This window comes from Streptomyces huiliensis, assembly GCF_020037025.1.
Classification (GTDB): Bacteria; Actinomycetota; Actinomycetes; order Streptomycetales; family Streptomycetaceae; genus Streptomyces; species Streptomyces huiliensis.
Genome location: NZ_JAIQLH010000262.1, coordinates 1 through 15137, shown reverse-complemented (window position 1 = coordinate 15137; position 15137 = coordinate 1). Strand labels below are relative to the sequence as shown.

The following is a 15137-nucleotide window of genomic DNA, read 5'->3' as shown; positions in this document are numbered from 1 at the left end:
GGGCACGGCCGGGCCGTGCTGCTCGACGCGGGCGACGGTCACGCCGGTGCGCACCTCGGCGCCCGCCGCCTTCGCCGCCTCGACCAGGCCGGCGTCGAACTCCGCCCGGTTGACGAGCCCGAAGAGCATCTTCTTCGACCGGCGGGTGCGCGTCAGCTTGCCGTCGAGGGAGAAGGTGACGGCGTGCACGCGGTCGCGCAGCGGCAGTTCGAAGCCCGGCGGCAGCGCGTCGCGGGACGGGCCGATGATGCCGCCGCCGCAGGTCTTGTAGCGGGGCAGCTCGGCCTTCTCCAGGAGCAGGACGCGGCGCCCGGCGCCGGCCGCGGCGCCCGGCGCCGGCCGCGGCGCCCGGCGCCGGCCGCGGCGCCCGGCGCCGGCCGCCGCGTGCGCCGCCGAGGCCCCGGCGGGACCGGCGCCCACCACGACGACGTCCCACACCGGCCCGGCGCCCGTGGGCCCGCCGTCCACGGACACGTCCTCCGCCGGCACGTCGTCGCGGCCCGTCTCCCGGGCTGTGTTGTCGCTGCTCACCTGTGCTTCCGCTCCCGCTCGTCCGCCGCCGCCGGCCGTACCGGCCGTTCCGCCCGCATCCTACGGCCCGGCCGTAGGCCCGCCCGCCTCGGGAAGCACGCCCGGCCCACCGGCACCGCCCCGGAACACCATGAAAGGATCGAGGCCGTCAACCATGCCCATCCATGCACCACAACGTGGTGCCCCCGAGGAGCGTTCCATGGACACCGTTCCGGCCCCCCGGCCCGACTCCGCCGCGCTCGCCGCGACCGTCGCCTCCCTCCAGCCCCGCGCCCGCACCGAACTGGCCGAGCTGGTCGCCTTCCGGTCGGTCGCGGACGAGGCGCAGTTCCCGAAGAGCGAGTGCGAGGCGGCGGCGGAGTGGGTGGCCGGGGCGCTGCGCGCCGAGGGCTTCGAGGACGTCGCGCTGCTGGACACCCCGGACGGCACCCAGTCCGTCTACGGCTACCTGCCGGGTCCCGAGGGCGCCCCGACGGTGTTGTTGTACGCCCACTACGACGTGCAGCCGCCGCTGGACGAGGACGCGTGGCTGTCCCCGCCGTTCGAACTGACCGAGCGGGACGGCCGCTGGTACGGGCGCGGCGCGGCCGACTGCAAGGGCGGCTTCATCATGCACCTGTCGGCGCTGCGCGCCCTCAAGGAGCACGGCGGGGTGCCGGTGGGCGTCAAGATGATCGTCGAGGGCTCGGAGGAGCAGGGCACCGGCGGCCTCCAGCGGTACGCCGAGGCGCACCCGGAGCTGCTGGCCGCCGACACCATCGTCATCGGCGACGCCGGCAACTTCCGGCTCGGTCTGCCGACCGTGACGGCCACCCTGCGCGGCATGATGCTGGTGCGGGTGGAGGTGCAGACGCTCGGCGGCAACCTGCACTCGGGCATGTTCGGCGGCGCCGCCCCCGACGCGCTCGCCGCGCTGATCCGCACCCTCGACTCGCTGCGCGCGCCCGACGGCACGACCGTCATCCACGGTCTGGAGCCGGAGGGCACCTGGGACGGCCTCCAGTACCCGGAGGAGGACTTCCGCTCCGACGCCAAGGTCCTGGACGGCGTCGACCTGATCGGCTCCGGCACGGTCGCGGACCGCCTGTGGGCCCGCCCCGCCGTCACCGTCCTCGGCATCGACTGCCCGCCCGTCGTCGGCGCCACCCCGTCCGTCCACGCCCGCGCGGCGGCCCTGATCAGCCTCCGCGTCCCCCCGGGCGTCAACGCCGCCGACACGGCCGAGCTCCTCCGCGCCCACCTGGAGTCCCAGGTCCCGTGGAACGCCCGCGTGACGACGGAACTCGTCGGCCAGGGCGAGCCCTTCGCCGCCGACACCGCCAGCCCGGCGTACGTGTCGATGGCCGAGGCCATGCGCGTCGCCTACCCCGGCCAGGAAATGCAGACCGCCGGCATGGGCGGCTCCATCCCCCTCTGCAACACCCTCGCCGCCCTCTACCCCGACACCGAGATCCTCCTCATCGGCCTCAGCGAGCCGGAGGCCCAGATCCACGCGGTCAACGAGAGCGTCGACCCGGAGGAACTGGAGCGCATGTCCCTGACGGAGGCCCTGTTCCTCCTGAACTACGCGGACTCGAAGCGGTAGCGGTCCCCTCCGCTTCTCCGTCCCGGTCCGGCTCCCATGAGCCGGACCGGCCGGGCCGTCACCATACGGAAGCTGTCCGCTGATCACGCCCGAGCCGGGTCCTCCAGAAGGTCATCGAGATAACCGCGCAATTCCTGCGGCAGCTTTCCCGGGGCGATCTCACGGAGCCGACCCAGGTTCTCCGGATGCGTGAATCCACCGGCCCCCAGCTCCAGCAGACCGTGCAACTGCGCCTCGAGAGCCCCCCAATCCGTCTCGGAGACCGCACACACGATCAGCACTCCGACCAACGCCTCCCCGTCTCCCACCGAGTACGCACCGACCCAGTCGGTCGCCTGATCGGCACCCAACGCCCTCTCCCGAGCATCCGGCGAACAGATACGCCGTATCAGCTCACTGAGTCGGCCTGTCCCCCTCCGGCTTTTCTCTACTCATGACGCGTGAAGTTCGGAACTCCCTCGACTGCCCTGGAGTCGCCGAACGACCGGAACTCCACCCCTTCGGGCACGCGCACTCGCGAAACCGTGATCCCATGCAAGCAGGATCCGCACCAGAAAAGCACGTATCCGATACGACTTTCAGGATCGGCGACATACCGCACGTTCAATTGCCTTCGCCCGCAATCCGGACATGGCATCCCATCGAGGCCGCGGTTCTCCGAAGCGCCCGGCAGCGCCTTCAGCCACGTCTCGCGGTTCATGGTCATCCGATCCGTCCGTTGTAGTAGTTCCAGAACTGGTCTTCCGACGCGTAGGCGGCACGTTCCCAGGCTGCTTCCTGTTCCATGGAAGAGGCAGGGCCGTGCAACCTGGTCTGCATTACATGCATGCGTTCATGACCGATTGTCCTGACGAGATCTTCCATGTTGCTGAACGCATCAGGGTAGAGCGTGATCGTTCCGTCAGGTGATGTATGGCCGAACAGGTTTCGCCCGATGAGATCGGTATCCCGGTTAATCTTTACCTTCACCCCTTCCAGTCCAACGCCCGCGTCCTGCGCCACTCGATGAACCACCCGCTTTTGCATAGGAACCTGCAGTTCGGAGAATGCCCCTGTATTGGAGGTTCGCCTCTCCAAACCGACCCGGCGGTCATCCTCATAGGGCGCCAACCCAAGAGGGTCGAGCCAGGTGTGCGGGTTGTGCACATAGGTGACCGGATTGGGTGACGGTGCAAGCCCAAGAGGGTCCGGAGCAGTGTACCGAGCTGTCTCAGGGTCATAGTGCCGGTACAAGTTGTAGTGGAGGCCCGTTTCAGGGTCGTAGTACTGACCTGGGAAACGGAGAGGGATGTAAGCGGTACTGTCCCGCGACCAGCCTGTTTCGCCCCACAGTGTGATACGTGAGTACCACGCGGTGGCGCCATTCTCGTCGACGAGTTCCGTCGGTGTGCCGACCAGGTCCGTGACGATGGCGAAGAAGCGTCGGTCGATTTCGCGTTGGGGGGCGTCCGCTGCGGAGATGCGTTCGGTTTGGGCGATGGGGTGGAGGCCGTCGTGGTCCCAGGTGAGGGTGACGGGGTGCGGCAGGTCCGTCGACGTTGTCGTCTGTTCGGCCAGGGTGGGGCCGTCCCAGGTGAAGTCCACCTGTTCCGCGATGTCGCCCGCCGGCGTCAGGCGCTGCTTGGCCGTGCGGCGGCCGAACGGGTCGTAGAGGTAGCGCCACGTGGTGCCGTCCGGTGTGACGACCGACGTCAGACGGTCCTCCGCGTCCCAGGTGTAGCGCCAGGTCTCCGGTTTGCGGGACAGGCGGGTCTTCTGGCGGAGGACGACGCGGCCTTGGGCGTCATGTTCGTAGCGGATCCGGCCCGCCTGGGTTATTCGGGTCCCCTGGTAGGTGCGGGGGCCGCGGGCCTCCGCGCCCGGGTGGTCCGTGGGCCAGGAAGCCTGCGTCTGGTTGCCGGCCGCGTCGTACGCGTACCGCTCGGTCCAGTCGGCGGCGTGGACGGCGGTGACGCGGCCCGCCGCGTCCAAGTCGAAGGTGCGGGAGCCACCGGAGGTGTCCGTGATGCCGGTGAGGCAGCCGTCCTGGCGGTAGGTGAAGGCGCGGTGCTGGAGGGGATCGGGGGCGGCGGACGCCGACAACGTCTGGGTGGTGAGGCGGCCTGCCGCGTCCCAGCCGTGTGTCAGGGTGAGCCCCTGGCCGAAGTGGCGGGCTACTTCCCGGCCCGCCGCGTCGTGCTCCATCTCGAAGGCGTGGCCGGAGGCGGTCAGACCGGTCCGTCGGCCCGCCGCGTCGTACGTCCAGGTGGTGACCGCGCCCGCCGGGGTCACCCGCCGGGTACGCCTGCCGAGTTTGTCGTAGGTGTAGGTCAGCGTCCGGCCGTTGACCGTCTCGGATTTGACCCGGCCCAGGCGGTCGCGCGAGTAGACGAGCGTCACCTCGGGCCCGGCCGCCTCCAGGAGGCGGCCCGCCGCGTCATGGGCGTAGGTGGTGAGCTCGCCCGCGACGTCCTTGGCCGTGATCCGGCCCGCGGGGTCGTAGCGGTAACCGACCGTCTCCCCGAGGCCGTTCGTCCGCTCGGTCAGCCGCCCCGCCGCGTCGTGCGCGTAGGTCAGCGTGCGGCCGTCGAAGTCCGTCTCCGACGTCAGACGCCCGGCCGGGTCGTAGGTGTAGGACCACGTCAGGCCCTGGGGGTTGGTGACGGTCCGGAGCCTGAGTTCGGTGTCGTGGGTGAAGGTGTGGCGGACGCCGTCCGGTGTCGTGCGGGCGGTCAGCAGGTCGAAGTGGGTGTACTCGTTCCGCGTCACCCCGCCCAGGGCGTCCGTGTGCGTGACGCAGTTGCCCTCGCCGTCGTACGTCCAGCTCTCCTCCGCACCGTCCGGATCCGTACGGCGGGCGAGCAGGCCCTCGGTCGTCCAGGCGAAGCGGGTGACGGCTCCCATCGGGTCCGTGACGGCGACCGTGCGGCCGAAGGTGTCCCGCTCGTAGCGGGTCGTTCCGCCGAGGGGATCCGTCACCTCCGACAGGAGGCCCGCCGCGTCGCACCGCATCCGCGTGACGTTCCCGAGGGCATCGGTGGCCGTCGTCAAGTGACCGGCGGCGTCGTAGGCGTAGCGGGTTGTCGCGCCGGAGGGGTCGGTCAGTGAGACGCGGTTGCCCGCCGCGTCATACGACTGCCGCCATGTCGCGCCGTCCGGTTCGGTGACCGTCTCGGGGAGACCGAGGGCGGTGTACGTCGCGGTGCTCTCGCTGCCGTCCGGCCGGACCACCGACAGCAGGTTCCCCGCCTCGTCGTACGCGAACGTCGTGACGTACCCGAGCGGGTCCGTGCGCGAGACGAGCCGGTCGTGGCCGTCCCAGGCGAAGAGGGTCGTGGCCCCCGTCGGGTCTGTCTCCGCGACCAGCCGCGAGCGCGCGTCGAAGACATGGCGACTGGTGTGGTCCAAGGCGCTGGTGAGGGTGGTGACGCGCAGCCCGGTCTCCGGGTCCGGGTCGCCGTACTCCAGGGTGCACTCGACGTGCCCCGCCTCACCGGTCTCGTAGACGCAGCGGTCGCGGTCGTCGTACACGTACTGGTACGAGCGATCGTTGCGGTCCGTCCACGACGTGGGGCGGTGGCGGTCGTCGTAGGTGAAGCGGAGGGGGAGGCCGGAGGAGTTCACCACCTCCGTCAGATCGCCGTTCGCGTAGGCGTAGCGCATCAGCTCCACATCGCCCAGATGCAGGGCCGTGACCCGGCCGCCGTCCGTCGTGATGCGGACGTGGTAGCCGGCATGGTGCGTGATGGCGGTCGGAACGCCCTCCTCCGTGTAATCGAAGGTGATCCAGTGGCCGTTGCGGTCGGTGATCTGGTCCAGCAAAGCGATCTCATGCCGGTCGCCGCAGGGGACGGCGGCAGAGAAGTGCCACGTACGGTCCCCGTGCGTGTCCGTGACGGTGTAGCCGCCGTCCGCCGTCGGTTCCAGGGGCCAGCGGGGGCCGTGGGACGGGAGGGTCGGGACGCCGGGGGCCGGGTGCGGGTAGGTGAGGACCATGCCGTCCTCGCAGACGAACACCACGCCCTTCGCGTCGATCTCCAGCCGCTGGTCGACCGTGCTGGACCAGGACGGGCCGAACCAGTGGCCCGCCCGGTAGCCCGAGCCGACTCTTCGGGTGAAGGTCAGCGGGAGTGCGCCGGGGAGGGCGACATCGGTCTGGGCCAGGAACATGTGGCCCGAGGCCAGGTCGACCGGGTCGGTCCCGGCGCAGTCGCGTTGGGCGTCCTTCTTCGCGGCGCCATTGGGGTCGGCTTCGGCGTGCCCACGGGCCGCGCCCGCCTCGCGCTCCGCGTCCTGGCCGAACCGGCGGAGCCCCCGGGCACCCGCGTCCTCCAGGCCGTGCTTGGCCGCGTTCATCCCCACGCGACGAGCGGCCACCCCACCCAGACCGGTACCGCCGCTGGCCATCGTGGTCAGCACGTCGAAGCCCAGCCGGCCGGCCGCCTCGGACCGGTCCTTGCCCCAGCCGGTGCCCAGGAGCGTGGAGGGTATCTGGTCGGGATGGTTGGCCAGGGTCATGATCCCGGCCCCCATGTTGGTCATGTGGTCGAGGTACTGCGCCGGGTGCGTGATGTTGTACGGGTCGATGGGCAGCACCGTCCGGGCGAACTTGACCGTGTCCGCCGCGCCCTTGGCGAAACCGCCGCCGAAATGGGTCAGTTCGGTCATGGAGGCCGTCTCGAAGTCGTCGAGGTTCATCCCCATGCGGTTGGTGAACGCCGGCTTCTCCGGGGCGTGGGCCAGCGCCCCCTTCACCGCCGCCGCCGCGGCCTCCGCCGCGCTGTTGCGCTGGGTACGGGCGTTGGTCAGCAGCTCCTGGGCGTGCCGCATCTTGTCTGCGCCGGCGTTCGGGCAGGAACCGGGTGGCGTCGGCCGGGTCCCCGGGTCCTTGCCGTCGTCGAGCTTCGCGTTGTACTCCTTGGCCGCCTTCTGGAAGGCTTCGACCTGCGCCTTGTAGGCGTCGATCGCCTCCTTCTGCTCCCGCTTCCCCTCCTTGTAGAGGGCGATGGCCTCTTTCGCCTTGCCCTGGGCCCAGGTGACCGTCTCCTCGTACCGGCTCAGGGCCTTGGCCGCGTCCTCGCACGCCTTCGCCGCGTGTCCCCACTGCGAGGGGTGCATGGCGAACTTCTCGCGGAAGGCGTCCGCGCCCTTGCCCTTCCAGTGATCGGAGTCCAGCCGCGACATCCCGTCGCGGACCCGCGCGAACGCCGCCGCGAAGTCCGACAGATGAGAGGCCGAGGAACGGATCTTCCCCGGCTTTCCGTGAATGAGCTCGTCGGCTTCCTCCGTCTCGCCGAGCTGCTGTTCGCTGACGTGGGCGCCCATGCGGGAGGCGAAATTGTCGCCGAAGTCGTCCACGCCGTCGGCCAGGCCGTGCATGCCCACCGAGTCGAGCCCGTCGCCGACCTCGTGGGCGACATATCTGACGCCCTTGCCGACCTGCTTCTTGCCCTCGTTCCAGACCCCTTCGGCCTTGTCGCCGACCTTGTCGACGCCCTTCTTGACGGTGTGCCCGAGGCCGCCCAGGAAGCTCATCAGCGCTCCCCCTGACCGGTGACGCGCTTCATGGTCTCGGCGTTCTCACGTCCGGTCGCGATGCTGTCCATTGCGACGTCCAGGTTGGTGCGCTTCATGTGGTCGAAGGACTCCTCGAAGGACTTCTTGCTGTAGTCCACGTGCGCGAAGTTCCCGTGGTCCGCTATCTCGTCCATCGACATCTTCTCGACCTGCTCGTCGGAGAGCGTCGGATCGGCGCCGAACGCGGCCACACCGACCTTGAGGGTTCCCTTGATGTACTGGTCCTGCTCGTAATAGCTGCCGGCGGCCAGCCCCACCCGGCGGGCGAACTGATTCCCGTCGTGCACCAACGACCGCACGCCCCACTCCCAGCGCTCGGCGAAGGTCTTCAGCGTGCCGGTCAGGCCGTCGTGGCCCGTCTCCATGCCGTTCAGCTTGATGTCGGAGAACCCCCGGCCCGCCGCCGACTCCCCGATCATCCCGAGTTCCTTCAGTTCGGCGAGAACGGCCGTGAGTCCCTGGGCTATCTGATCCAAGGCCTCACGGTCCGCCGCCAGATCCGAACCGCCGCTCATCGCTTGTCCCCTCCGGCGGTCGTCACGACCGCCGCCGCGTCCGGTACGACACCCGCCACGGGAGGCAGGAAGAAGGGCGTGTCACCGCCCAAGTCCAAGGCGACTCCGGTCGGTTCTCCGACGGCCGGGACCACCACGTCCAGGAGACGGGCGCCGAATGTCGTGACGTAGTCCCATTCGGTTCCGTGGGACTTGGCCGCCGCGAACCGTGCCAACGCCGCCTCGTCGCAGAAGGCGTGGATCCACCACACACCCCCGTACGGAACGGTCCACAATCCGCCGCGCTCGTCGAGCGGCACGACGACCAGGGCCCGCCGGAAGGCCCCCACGACCTCCGCCGGCTCGACTTCGTTGGTGTACAAGGCTGTTAATTGTTCACGCAACGTCAACACACCGGTACCTCCTGTCCCGGGACAATACCCTGCGCTCTCAGAGGGGCACATGGAGCACCCCCATCCACTTGCGGGACCGTGGGGGACGTGGGGGGGGGACGTGGAGGGGACGTGCGGGGACATGCGGGGACGTGCAAGGACGTGCGCCGTCAGTCGCAGGAGCGGCGGGGCGGAATCTTCGGGAAGAGGGCCTTCCACTGGTCCTCGGGAACGCTGAGCGGGTTGAGGTCGCACAACGTGCGGTAGAGCCGGCCGGCGTTGAGGTCGATCAGGAAGGTGCGGTCCTCGTCGCGTCCTCCTTCGGCCGGTGGACGGCGACGGCCGGACGCCCCTCATCGAGCACTCGGACGTCGTTGGCGCCGGTGAAGGTGACCGAACTGGGCCTCTGCCACGTGCCGTCGGGGTTCAGGCCCCACACGCGGAACACTTCGGGGCCCCTGCCGAGCACACCGGTGTCGTCGGACTCCACCGTGACCAGGACGTCCGAGGAGCGTTTCATGCTCGTGACCCGGCGTTCCAGGCGCGGGTTCCGGGTGTCCCCGACGTTCCAGAATTCACCGTCCCGTCCTTGAGGGAGATGGCGAGCGTGTCCTTCGCCGTGGCGGCGACCGCTCCGGGTGTGCCGGGGAGCGTCGCCCCCCGGCTGGGATGGTGGACATCCCGGAGATCCCACAGGAGTGCGTGCTCGCTGTCGCTTCCCGTGACCATGAGGGGCCGGCTCGACATGTAGTCTCGCGCTCGAAGCCGGGCGCCTGACGCTCGGGGTCGTGCTCGTGGGGGCGGGAGCCGTGCCGGCCGGTCCCGACGACGACCGCGTGGCAGTCCGTGCCCGTCAGGTCTCTCGCGTCCCCCTCCCCCCGCACGGCGTCAGCTCCGGTCCGGCTCCGCTCGGCGAGCCGGGGTGCCGATGCCGGCACCGGCGCCGACATCGGCATCGGCACCGGCACCGGCACCGTTGGCCACAGGGCTGACGACAGGGCCGACGGCAGGTCCCACGACGGGGTCGGCTCCCTCGCCGGCAGGCACCCGCGGACGCTCCCCGGCCGCCGCGTTCAGCGTGGCGGCGAGGTGCTCCACCAGCTCCGCGACGCCCTTGGCGTCCAGGTCGCGGACCTGGGTGGCGGCGACGGTCATCCGGGTGCCGTCGGGGAGGTCGATCGTGACCTTCTGGTCGCCGCGCCGGCTCCGCACCCAGGCCACGACGGCGGCGGCCGCGGCGGCCGTGACGCCGCCCGGCGCCAGCAGCAGCGGCAGGAGTTCGTCGGCCGCGCCCATCCAGTCGGTGGGCGGGGGCGGCGCGGATTCCCGTCCGACGCGGTGCCGCAGGTGCGGGTCGCGGAGCAGCCAGTGCCGCAAGTCACTCAGGGCACCGGCCGGATCACCGTCCTGGACGGTGACGGACAGGGTGATCTCCATCTGCTCTCCAGAAAACCAGGGCGCTCCCACGGACCGCCCGACTCCTCACCCCCAACTGTACGCGCGTAAGCGGGGTTTGAAGTGCGATCGAGCGACACCGAGACCGCCGCTCCTTCCCCCTCTCCCCCAGCGGCACCCCACACCCCACCACCGCAAATATGTGATCGCGCCCACGTTCACCCTGCCGCCTGTGACAAACACGCCGCCCGATACGTCAGTGTTCCGATCGAGCAGTCAGGCGCCGCGCGGAACGAGTGCGCGCGATGCCACCGAACAGAACGGCGGGGAATGGACAGCGCGAACGACACCGAGTTCCTGGCGCGGCGCTTCGAGGAGCACCGGTCGCACCTGAGGGCGGTCGCCTACCGGATGCTGGGGTCGCTCGCCGAGGCCGACGACGCCGTGCAGGAAGCGTGGCTGCGGCTGAGCCGGGTGGACGCGGGTGAGGTGAACAACCTCGGCGGGTGGCTGACGACGGTCGTCGGGCGGGTCTGCCTCGACATGCTGCGCAGCCGTACCGCGCGGCGCGAGGAGCCGATGGAGGAGCGGCTGCGGCTGCCCGATCCGGTGATCAGCGGGGCGGACCGGGTCGATCCGGAGCAGGAGGCTCTGCTGGCGGACTCGCTGGGGCTGGCGCTGCTGGTGGTGCTGGAGTCGCTGGCGCCGGCGGAGCGGCTCGCCTTCGTCCTGCACGACATGTTCGCCGTGCCCTTCGACGAGATCGGGCCGGTCGTCGGCCGTACCCCCGCCGCCGCCCGGCAGCTCGCCAGCCGCGCCCGCCGGCGGGTGCAGGGTTCGGCGCCCAGCCCGGACCCGGACCTCGGCCGGCAGCGCCGGGTCGTCGACGCGTTCCTCGCCGCCGCGCGTGGCGGCGACTTCGACGCGCTGGTGAACCTGCTGGACCCGGACGTGGTGGCACGGTCGGACGGCGGCCCCTCGCGCGCGTTCAGCGTCGTACGGGGCGCGGAGGCCGTGGCCCGGCAGGCGTCGCGGTTCGCGCGGGTGGCCGAGTCGGCGCGCCCGGCACTGGTCAACGGCGCGGCCGGCGTCGTCGCGACGGCGGGCGGGGCGCCGTTCTCCGTCCTGGCCTTCACCGTCGTGGACGACCGGATCGTCGCCCTCGACATCCTCACCGACCCGGAGCGCCTGGCCGCGCTGGACCTCGCCGTCCTCGATCACTGAAGTCGCGGGAGTCGCTGAAGTCGCGGGAGCCGCTGAAGTCGTGGGAGTCACTGGAATCACTGAAGTCGCGGGCAGCGGGCGGCCTCCGGACAGGGGGCGGCCCGCCCGCCCCGCCCGCCAGTAGCGCCCCCGCGAGCCCCGATAGCCTGCGCGGATGGAACCGGTTGAGCGTACGGAACGCACGAACCGAGCCGTCGCGGTGGTCGTCGGCGCCGCGGTGGGCGACGCGCTGGGGGCGCCCTTCGAGTTCGGCCCGGCGGGCGCGTTCTCCGCCCGGTTCCCGGAGCCGGGGTGCGGCGGCGAGATGAGCGGAGGCGGCGGCTGGGACCCGGGCGAGGCCACGGACGACACGCAGATGGCCGTGCTGGTCGCGGAGTCGCTGGTGGAGCAGGGCGGACTGGACCTGCCGGACGTCTTCGCCCGCTTCCAGCGGTGGGCGGCAGGCGACCCGAAGGACATCGGTCTGCAGACCGAGGACGTCCTCACCAACGGCATGCCGTGGGACCGGGCCGCCGCGGCCCACTTCCGGGTCAACCGGCACGCGGCCGGGAACGGGGCGTTGATGCGGGCGTCGACGTCCGCGGTCCACTTCGCGCGGGCGGGCCGGCCGGCCACGATGGACGCCGCCCGGCGCATCGCCGCCCTCACCCACGGGGACCCCGCCGCCTGGGAAGGCACCGCGATATTCCACGAGCTCGTCCGTCTCGCCCTCGACGGCGTCGGGCTCCTTCCCGCCCTCCGCGCCCTCCCCGACGTCCTGGACCTCGTCCACCCGGACCACCGCCCCCGCTACGCCACCGTCCTCGCCGCCGACTGGCACCCCGACAGGGCGACCGAGTTCAACGGCGCGGTCTGGCCCTGCCTGGGCTCGGCGGTCTGGGCGCTGCGCACCACCACCGGCTACGAGGAGGCCGTGCGCGCGGCGATCGACCTCGGCGGCGACACGGACACCGTCGCCGCCGTCACCGGCGGTCTCGCGGGCGCGTTCCACGGACGGGACGCGATCCCCGCCCGCTGGGCCGAACCCCTGCACGTCCCCCTCCCGGGATTCGGCGGACGGGCGCTGTGCCTGCCCGAACTGACCACTCTGGCACGCCGCCTCGAAGCCGGGCCGGGCTGAGGGCCGGAAGCTCGGGAGGGACAGGAGGGGCGGGACGGGCGGGAGGGGCGGGACGGGCGCGGGGTTACAGGTCGAGGTACCTGTGTCTGATGTCGGCCGGTGAGGTGACGAGCCGGCCGTCGCGGACCTGCCATTCGGTCGTCCCCTCGATCTCGTGGTGCACGAGGAAGAGGCCCTGGACGAGGTCTCCGTCCTCGTCGGAGGCGGGGATACGGGCGATCTCCTCGATCTGGTCGGTGAACCAGTCCAGGGCCGACGCGCGGATGTCGGCGCCGTAGAAGACGTAGTGGGTCCAGCCGCTGCGCCGACGAGGTGCGCCCCACCCGCCGCTGTAGTGGTCGTCGTCGTACGCGGCGATGACCTCTTCGACGGCGGCGAGCTGCTTGTCGTCGCACTCCAGCCACCCTCGCACCGACACGTACACGCCCATCGAGTGCTCCTCACTTCCCTCTCTGTCAGCTCTGTCAGCTCTGTCAGCGAATTCGGTCATCGCTCGGCAGCGGCGGCCACGGCGTCGATGCCGGACGCGCGCAGCTTCCCGGCCAGGAGTTCCATCTCGGGCAAGGTGCCCGAACAGCCGCCGGCCAGGACGCGACGCGACAGCGTCCTCGCGCTCGCCGGGCCGACACCGAGCGCGGCCCGGAGTACCCGCATGACCGGCACGCCCGTCGGCGGCGGCGTGAGGACGCGCAGGGTCGCCGGCCCGTGCTCGGCGAGCAGCTGCTCCCGCCGTTCGGGCGGCAGGGCGGCGCCGCACACGGCGAGCGCCGCACCGCAGGCGGCGCAGGCCGTTTCCACGTCCCACCGCAGGCGGCCGTCCACCAGGGCCTGGACGCCGTGGCACTCGGCCTCCGCGCCGCAGTCCCGGCACGGCGCCCGGTAGGTGACGGTCGCGGAGACAATCCGAGCCGTCGCCGCTGCCCGGCGTTCGTCCTCCACGGGGCGTCCTCCCTCTGTCGGTACCTACGCGGTGGCTGGGGCTGGGGGAGGCAGCGGCGGAACGGGCGCGAGCGCGGCGCCGGGCGCCCGTACGCGCCCTCGCCGCGCCTCCTCCCCACCCCTCCCCCACCTCACCCGACCGGCACCCCCGCCTCCAGGTTGAGCGGGCAGCCGCGTTCGCGGGCGCGGAGCGCCCAGCGGAGGCGGCTGAGGCGGACGGGGGGCAGGAGGGCGCTCGCCTCGGCCTCGGTGACGAACCGCCAGCCGCGCAGTTCGGCGCCTGGGAGCAGCAGGCGGCGGGCCTCCGCCTCGGTCAGCCGGCCGCCGTCGAAGAGGAAGCGGAGGCCGCCGAAGCCGGGGGGCCGCGGGGGTTCCCAGTCCACGACCAACAGCCTTGGTACGTCCGGCAGTTCGATGCCGATCTCCTCTGCCACCTCGCGCATGCCGGCCCGCGCCGGCGCCTCGCCCGGTTCGACGATGCCGCCGGGGAACTCCCAGCCGGGCTTGTAGGTCGGGTCGACCAGCAGGACCCGGTCGTGCTCGTCGAAGAGGAGCACCCCGGCGGCCAGCGTCTCGGCCTTCGGCTCGGGCGTCTCGACGATCTGGCACGGGCCGGCGGAGCCGTCGCGGACCGCCCGGGCGACCCGTTCGGCCGCCTCGCGCGGGGTGAGCCGTCCGGTGTCGACGACGAACGCGTCGTCGGAGAGCCAGGTCAGCGCCTCCTGGTAGGCGTCGACGTGGTCCCGGGCCCACTGCCGGACGGACTCGCTGCCGGCCGGGTCGCCGGGGAACTCCACCCGGCCGTCGATCCGTTTGCGCAGTATCGTTTCATCGCAGTCGAGCAGGATGTGCCGCACGGGAATCCGGCGGGCGGCGAGCGTCCCGAATATCTCGTCCCGGTACTCCTGCCGCAGCAGGGTCATGGGGACGACGAGCACCCCGCCCACCTCCGCGAGCAGCGCCGCCGCGGTGTCGGCGACCAGGCGGCGCCAGATGGGCAGGTCCTGGTAGTCGTCGACCTCGGCCAGCCGCTCCGGCGGCAGGAGATGCCGCAGTCCCCCGCCGACGATCTCGGGGTCGTAGAGGTGACTTTCCGGCATGAGCCCGGTCAGCTCCCTCGCGGTGCTGGTCTTTCCCGCACTGAAAGCGCCGTTCAACCAGACGATCACGGTTCCCCCTCCTCCGAGCGGCCCCCTTGCGATGCCCGGAACACCTTGCCATGGAAGGACAGACGAGCGGGATGGGGCCCTCGGTTCATCGGCGCACCGGCCGTATGCCTCACAACTCCCTCGGTTCCCAAGGGGCTCACTGGTTCCGCTCCGTCCGCGCCGGGAGCCGCGCTGTGAGCCGTGTCATGGGCCGCGCCGGAAGCCGCGCCGTGAGCCGCGCCGTCGCGGCGGCCGGACGGACGAGCGGGCGGAAGACGGACGGACATCAGCGGCAGACACCGGCAGCAGACACCGGCAGCAGGCACCGGCGGCAGACACCGGCGGCGAGCACCGACCGGAAGCAGGCACCCGAAACAGGCACCCGAAACAGGCACCGGCCACTACGACTTCCCCCACCGCCCCCGGCGAAACCCTCGCCCACCACCGCATCCGACGACACCTCACATCGCCCCACCCCACAGGCCATCGGCCACCTCACCTCACCCCCGCCCCCACACCCCCACCCCCTCCGCCGCTGCCGCCGCCGCGCCCACCAGCCCGGCGTCGCCGCCCAGCCGGGCCGGCAGGACCTCGACGCCGGCGGCGAAGGACAGCGTCGCGTACGCGCGCAAGTGGCGCCGCAGCGGCGCGAAGAGGACGTCCCCGGCGCCCGCGACACCGCCGCCCACCACCGCGACCTCGATCTCGGTGAGCACGGCCGTCGCGGCGATGCCGGCCGCGAGCGCCCGGGCG

Annotated in this window: 13 protein-coding genes and 1 pseudogene; 3 read left to right on the top strand and 11 right to left on the bottom strand. The window is 71.7% G+C overall.

Going from position 1 to position 15137, the window contains the following annotated elements:
- Positions 1 to 474, bottom strand: a pseudogene (locus JNW98_RS30490) (hypothetical protein); the annotation flags it as partial.
- Between the two features lie 256 nt (positions 475 to 730).
- Here JNW98_RS30490 and JNW98_RS30485 point away from each other — a divergent pair.
- On the top strand, positions 731 to 2116 hold the full coding sequence (locus tag JNW98_RS30485; protein WP_223771533.1) for a dipeptidase: 1386 nt from the start codon (positions 731 to 733) through the stop codon (positions 2114 to 2116).
- Positions 2117 to 2199: 83 nt separating this feature from the next.
- Here JNW98_RS30485 and JNW98_RS30480 read toward each other — a convergent pair whose 3' ends face one another.
- The 6 genes from JNW98_RS30480 to JNW98_RS30455 form a co-directional block, all read right to left on the bottom strand.
- On the bottom strand, positions 2200 to 2466 hold the full coding sequence (locus JNW98_RS30480; RefSeq protein ID WP_223771532.1) for a hypothetical protein: 267 nt from the start codon (positions 2464 to 2466) through the stop codon (positions 2200 to 2202).
- A 352-nt stretch (positions 2467 to 2818) separates the two neighbouring features.
- Positions 2819 to 7630, bottom strand: coding sequence for a putative T7SS-secreted protein (locus JNW98_RS30475; RefSeq protein WP_223771531.1), 4812 nt, complete (start codon positions 7628 to 7630; stop codon positions 2819 to 2821).
- Complete coding sequence (locus JNW98_RS30470; RefSeq protein ID WP_223771530.1) at positions 7630 to 8148, bottom strand: hypothetical protein; 519 nt, start codon at positions 8146 to 8148, stop codon at positions 7630 to 7632. Before JNW98_RS30470 ends, JNW98_RS30475 begins: the two co-directional genes overlap by 1 nt.
- Before the next feature lie 35 nt (positions 8149 to 8183).
- Positions 8184 to 8549, bottom strand: a complete 366-nt coding sequence (locus JNW98_RS30465; RefSeq protein WP_223771529.1) for an SseB family protein — start codon at positions 8547 to 8549, stop codon at positions 8184 to 8186.
- Between the two features lie 298 nt (positions 8550 to 8847).
- Positions 8848 to 9078, bottom strand: coding sequence for a hypothetical protein (locus JNW98_RS30460; protein ID WP_223771528.1), 231 nt, complete (start codon positions 9076 to 9078; stop codon positions 8848 to 8850).
- Between the two features lie 368 nt (positions 9079 to 9446).
- Positions 9447 to 9995 (bottom strand): effector-associated constant component EACC1, encoded by a 549-nt coding sequence (locus JNW98_RS30455; protein WP_223771527.1) that lies wholly within the window; start codon positions 9993 to 9995, stop codon positions 9447 to 9449.
- 288 nt (positions 9996 to 10283) lie between these two features.
- Between JNW98_RS30455 and sigJ the strand changes: the two genes are divergently transcribed.
- A complete protein-coding gene (sigJ, locus tag JNW98_RS30450; RefSeq protein WP_223771526.1) occupies positions 10284 to 11177 on the top strand; it encodes an RNA polymerase sigma factor SigJ in 894 nt (297 codons plus the stop codon).
- Between the two features lie 154 nt (positions 11178 to 11331).
- Positions 11332 to 12297: an ADP-ribosylglycohydrolase family protein gene (locus JNW98_RS30445; RefSeq protein ID WP_223771525.1), complete on the top strand. Its 966-nt coding sequence runs from the start codon at positions 11332 to 11334 to the stop codon at positions 12295 to 12297.
- A gap of 64 nt (positions 12298 to 12361) precedes the next feature.
- Here JNW98_RS30445 and JNW98_RS30440 read toward each other — a convergent pair whose 3' ends face one another.
- From JNW98_RS30440 to JNW98_RS30425, 4 genes are all read right to left on the bottom strand, one after another.
- The gene (locus JNW98_RS30440; protein WP_223771524.1) at positions 12362 to 12727 is read right to left on the bottom strand and encodes a hypothetical protein; all 366 of its coding nucleotides are present in this window, start codon (positions 12725 to 12727) and stop codon (positions 12362 to 12364) included.
- Positions 12728 to 12783: 56 nt separating this feature from the next.
- Positions 12784 to 13236 carry a hypothetical protein gene (locus tag JNW98_RS30435; protein ID WP_223771523.1) on the bottom strand — a complete coding sequence of 151 codons (453 nt, stop codon included), beginning with the start codon at positions 13234 to 13236 and terminating at the stop codon, positions 12784 to 12786.
- 131 nt (positions 13237 to 13367) lie between these two features.
- Positions 13368 to 14405: an NUDIX hydrolase gene (locus JNW98_RS30430; protein ID WP_223771522.1), complete on the bottom strand. Its 1038-nt coding sequence runs from the start codon at positions 14403 to 14405 to the stop codon at positions 13368 to 13370.
- A 479-nt stretch (positions 14406 to 14884) separates the two neighbouring features.
- Positions 14885 to 15137, bottom strand: a 253-nt coding sequence (locus tag JNW98_RS30425; RefSeq protein WP_223771521.1) for an ROK family protein, incomplete at its 5' end; no start/stop codon positions are given.

Excerpts from the sequence above, each read along its gene's own strand:
- JNW98_RS30460 (WP_223771528.1), bottom strand. The coding sequence starts at position 9,078 with ATGAAACGCTCCTCGGACGTCCTGGTCACGGTGGAGTCCGACGACACC.
- JNW98_RS30485 (WP_223771533.1), top strand. The coding sequence starts at position 731 with ATGGACACCGTTCCGGCCCCCCGGCCCGACTCCGCCGCGCTCGCCGCG.
- JNW98_RS30475 (WP_223771531.1), bottom strand. The coding sequence starts at position 7,630 with ATGAGCTTCCTGGGCGGCCTCGGGCACACCGTCAAGAAGGGCGTCGAC.
- sigJ (WP_223771526.1), top strand. The coding sequence starts at position 10,284 with ATGGACAGCGCGAACGACACCGAGTTCCTGGCGCGGCGCTTCGAGGAG.
- JNW98_RS30445 (WP_223771525.1), top strand. The coding sequence starts at position 11,332 with ATGGAACCGGTTGAGCGTACGGAACGCACGAACCGAGCCGTCGCGGTG.
- JNW98_RS30455 (WP_223771527.1), bottom strand. The coding sequence starts at position 9,995 with ATGGAGATCACCCTGTCCGTCACCGTCCAGGACGGTGATCCGGCCGGT.
- JNW98_RS30440 (WP_223771524.1), bottom strand. The coding sequence starts at position 12,727 with ATGGGCGTGTACGTGTCGGTGCGAGGGTGGCTGGAGTGCGACGACAAG.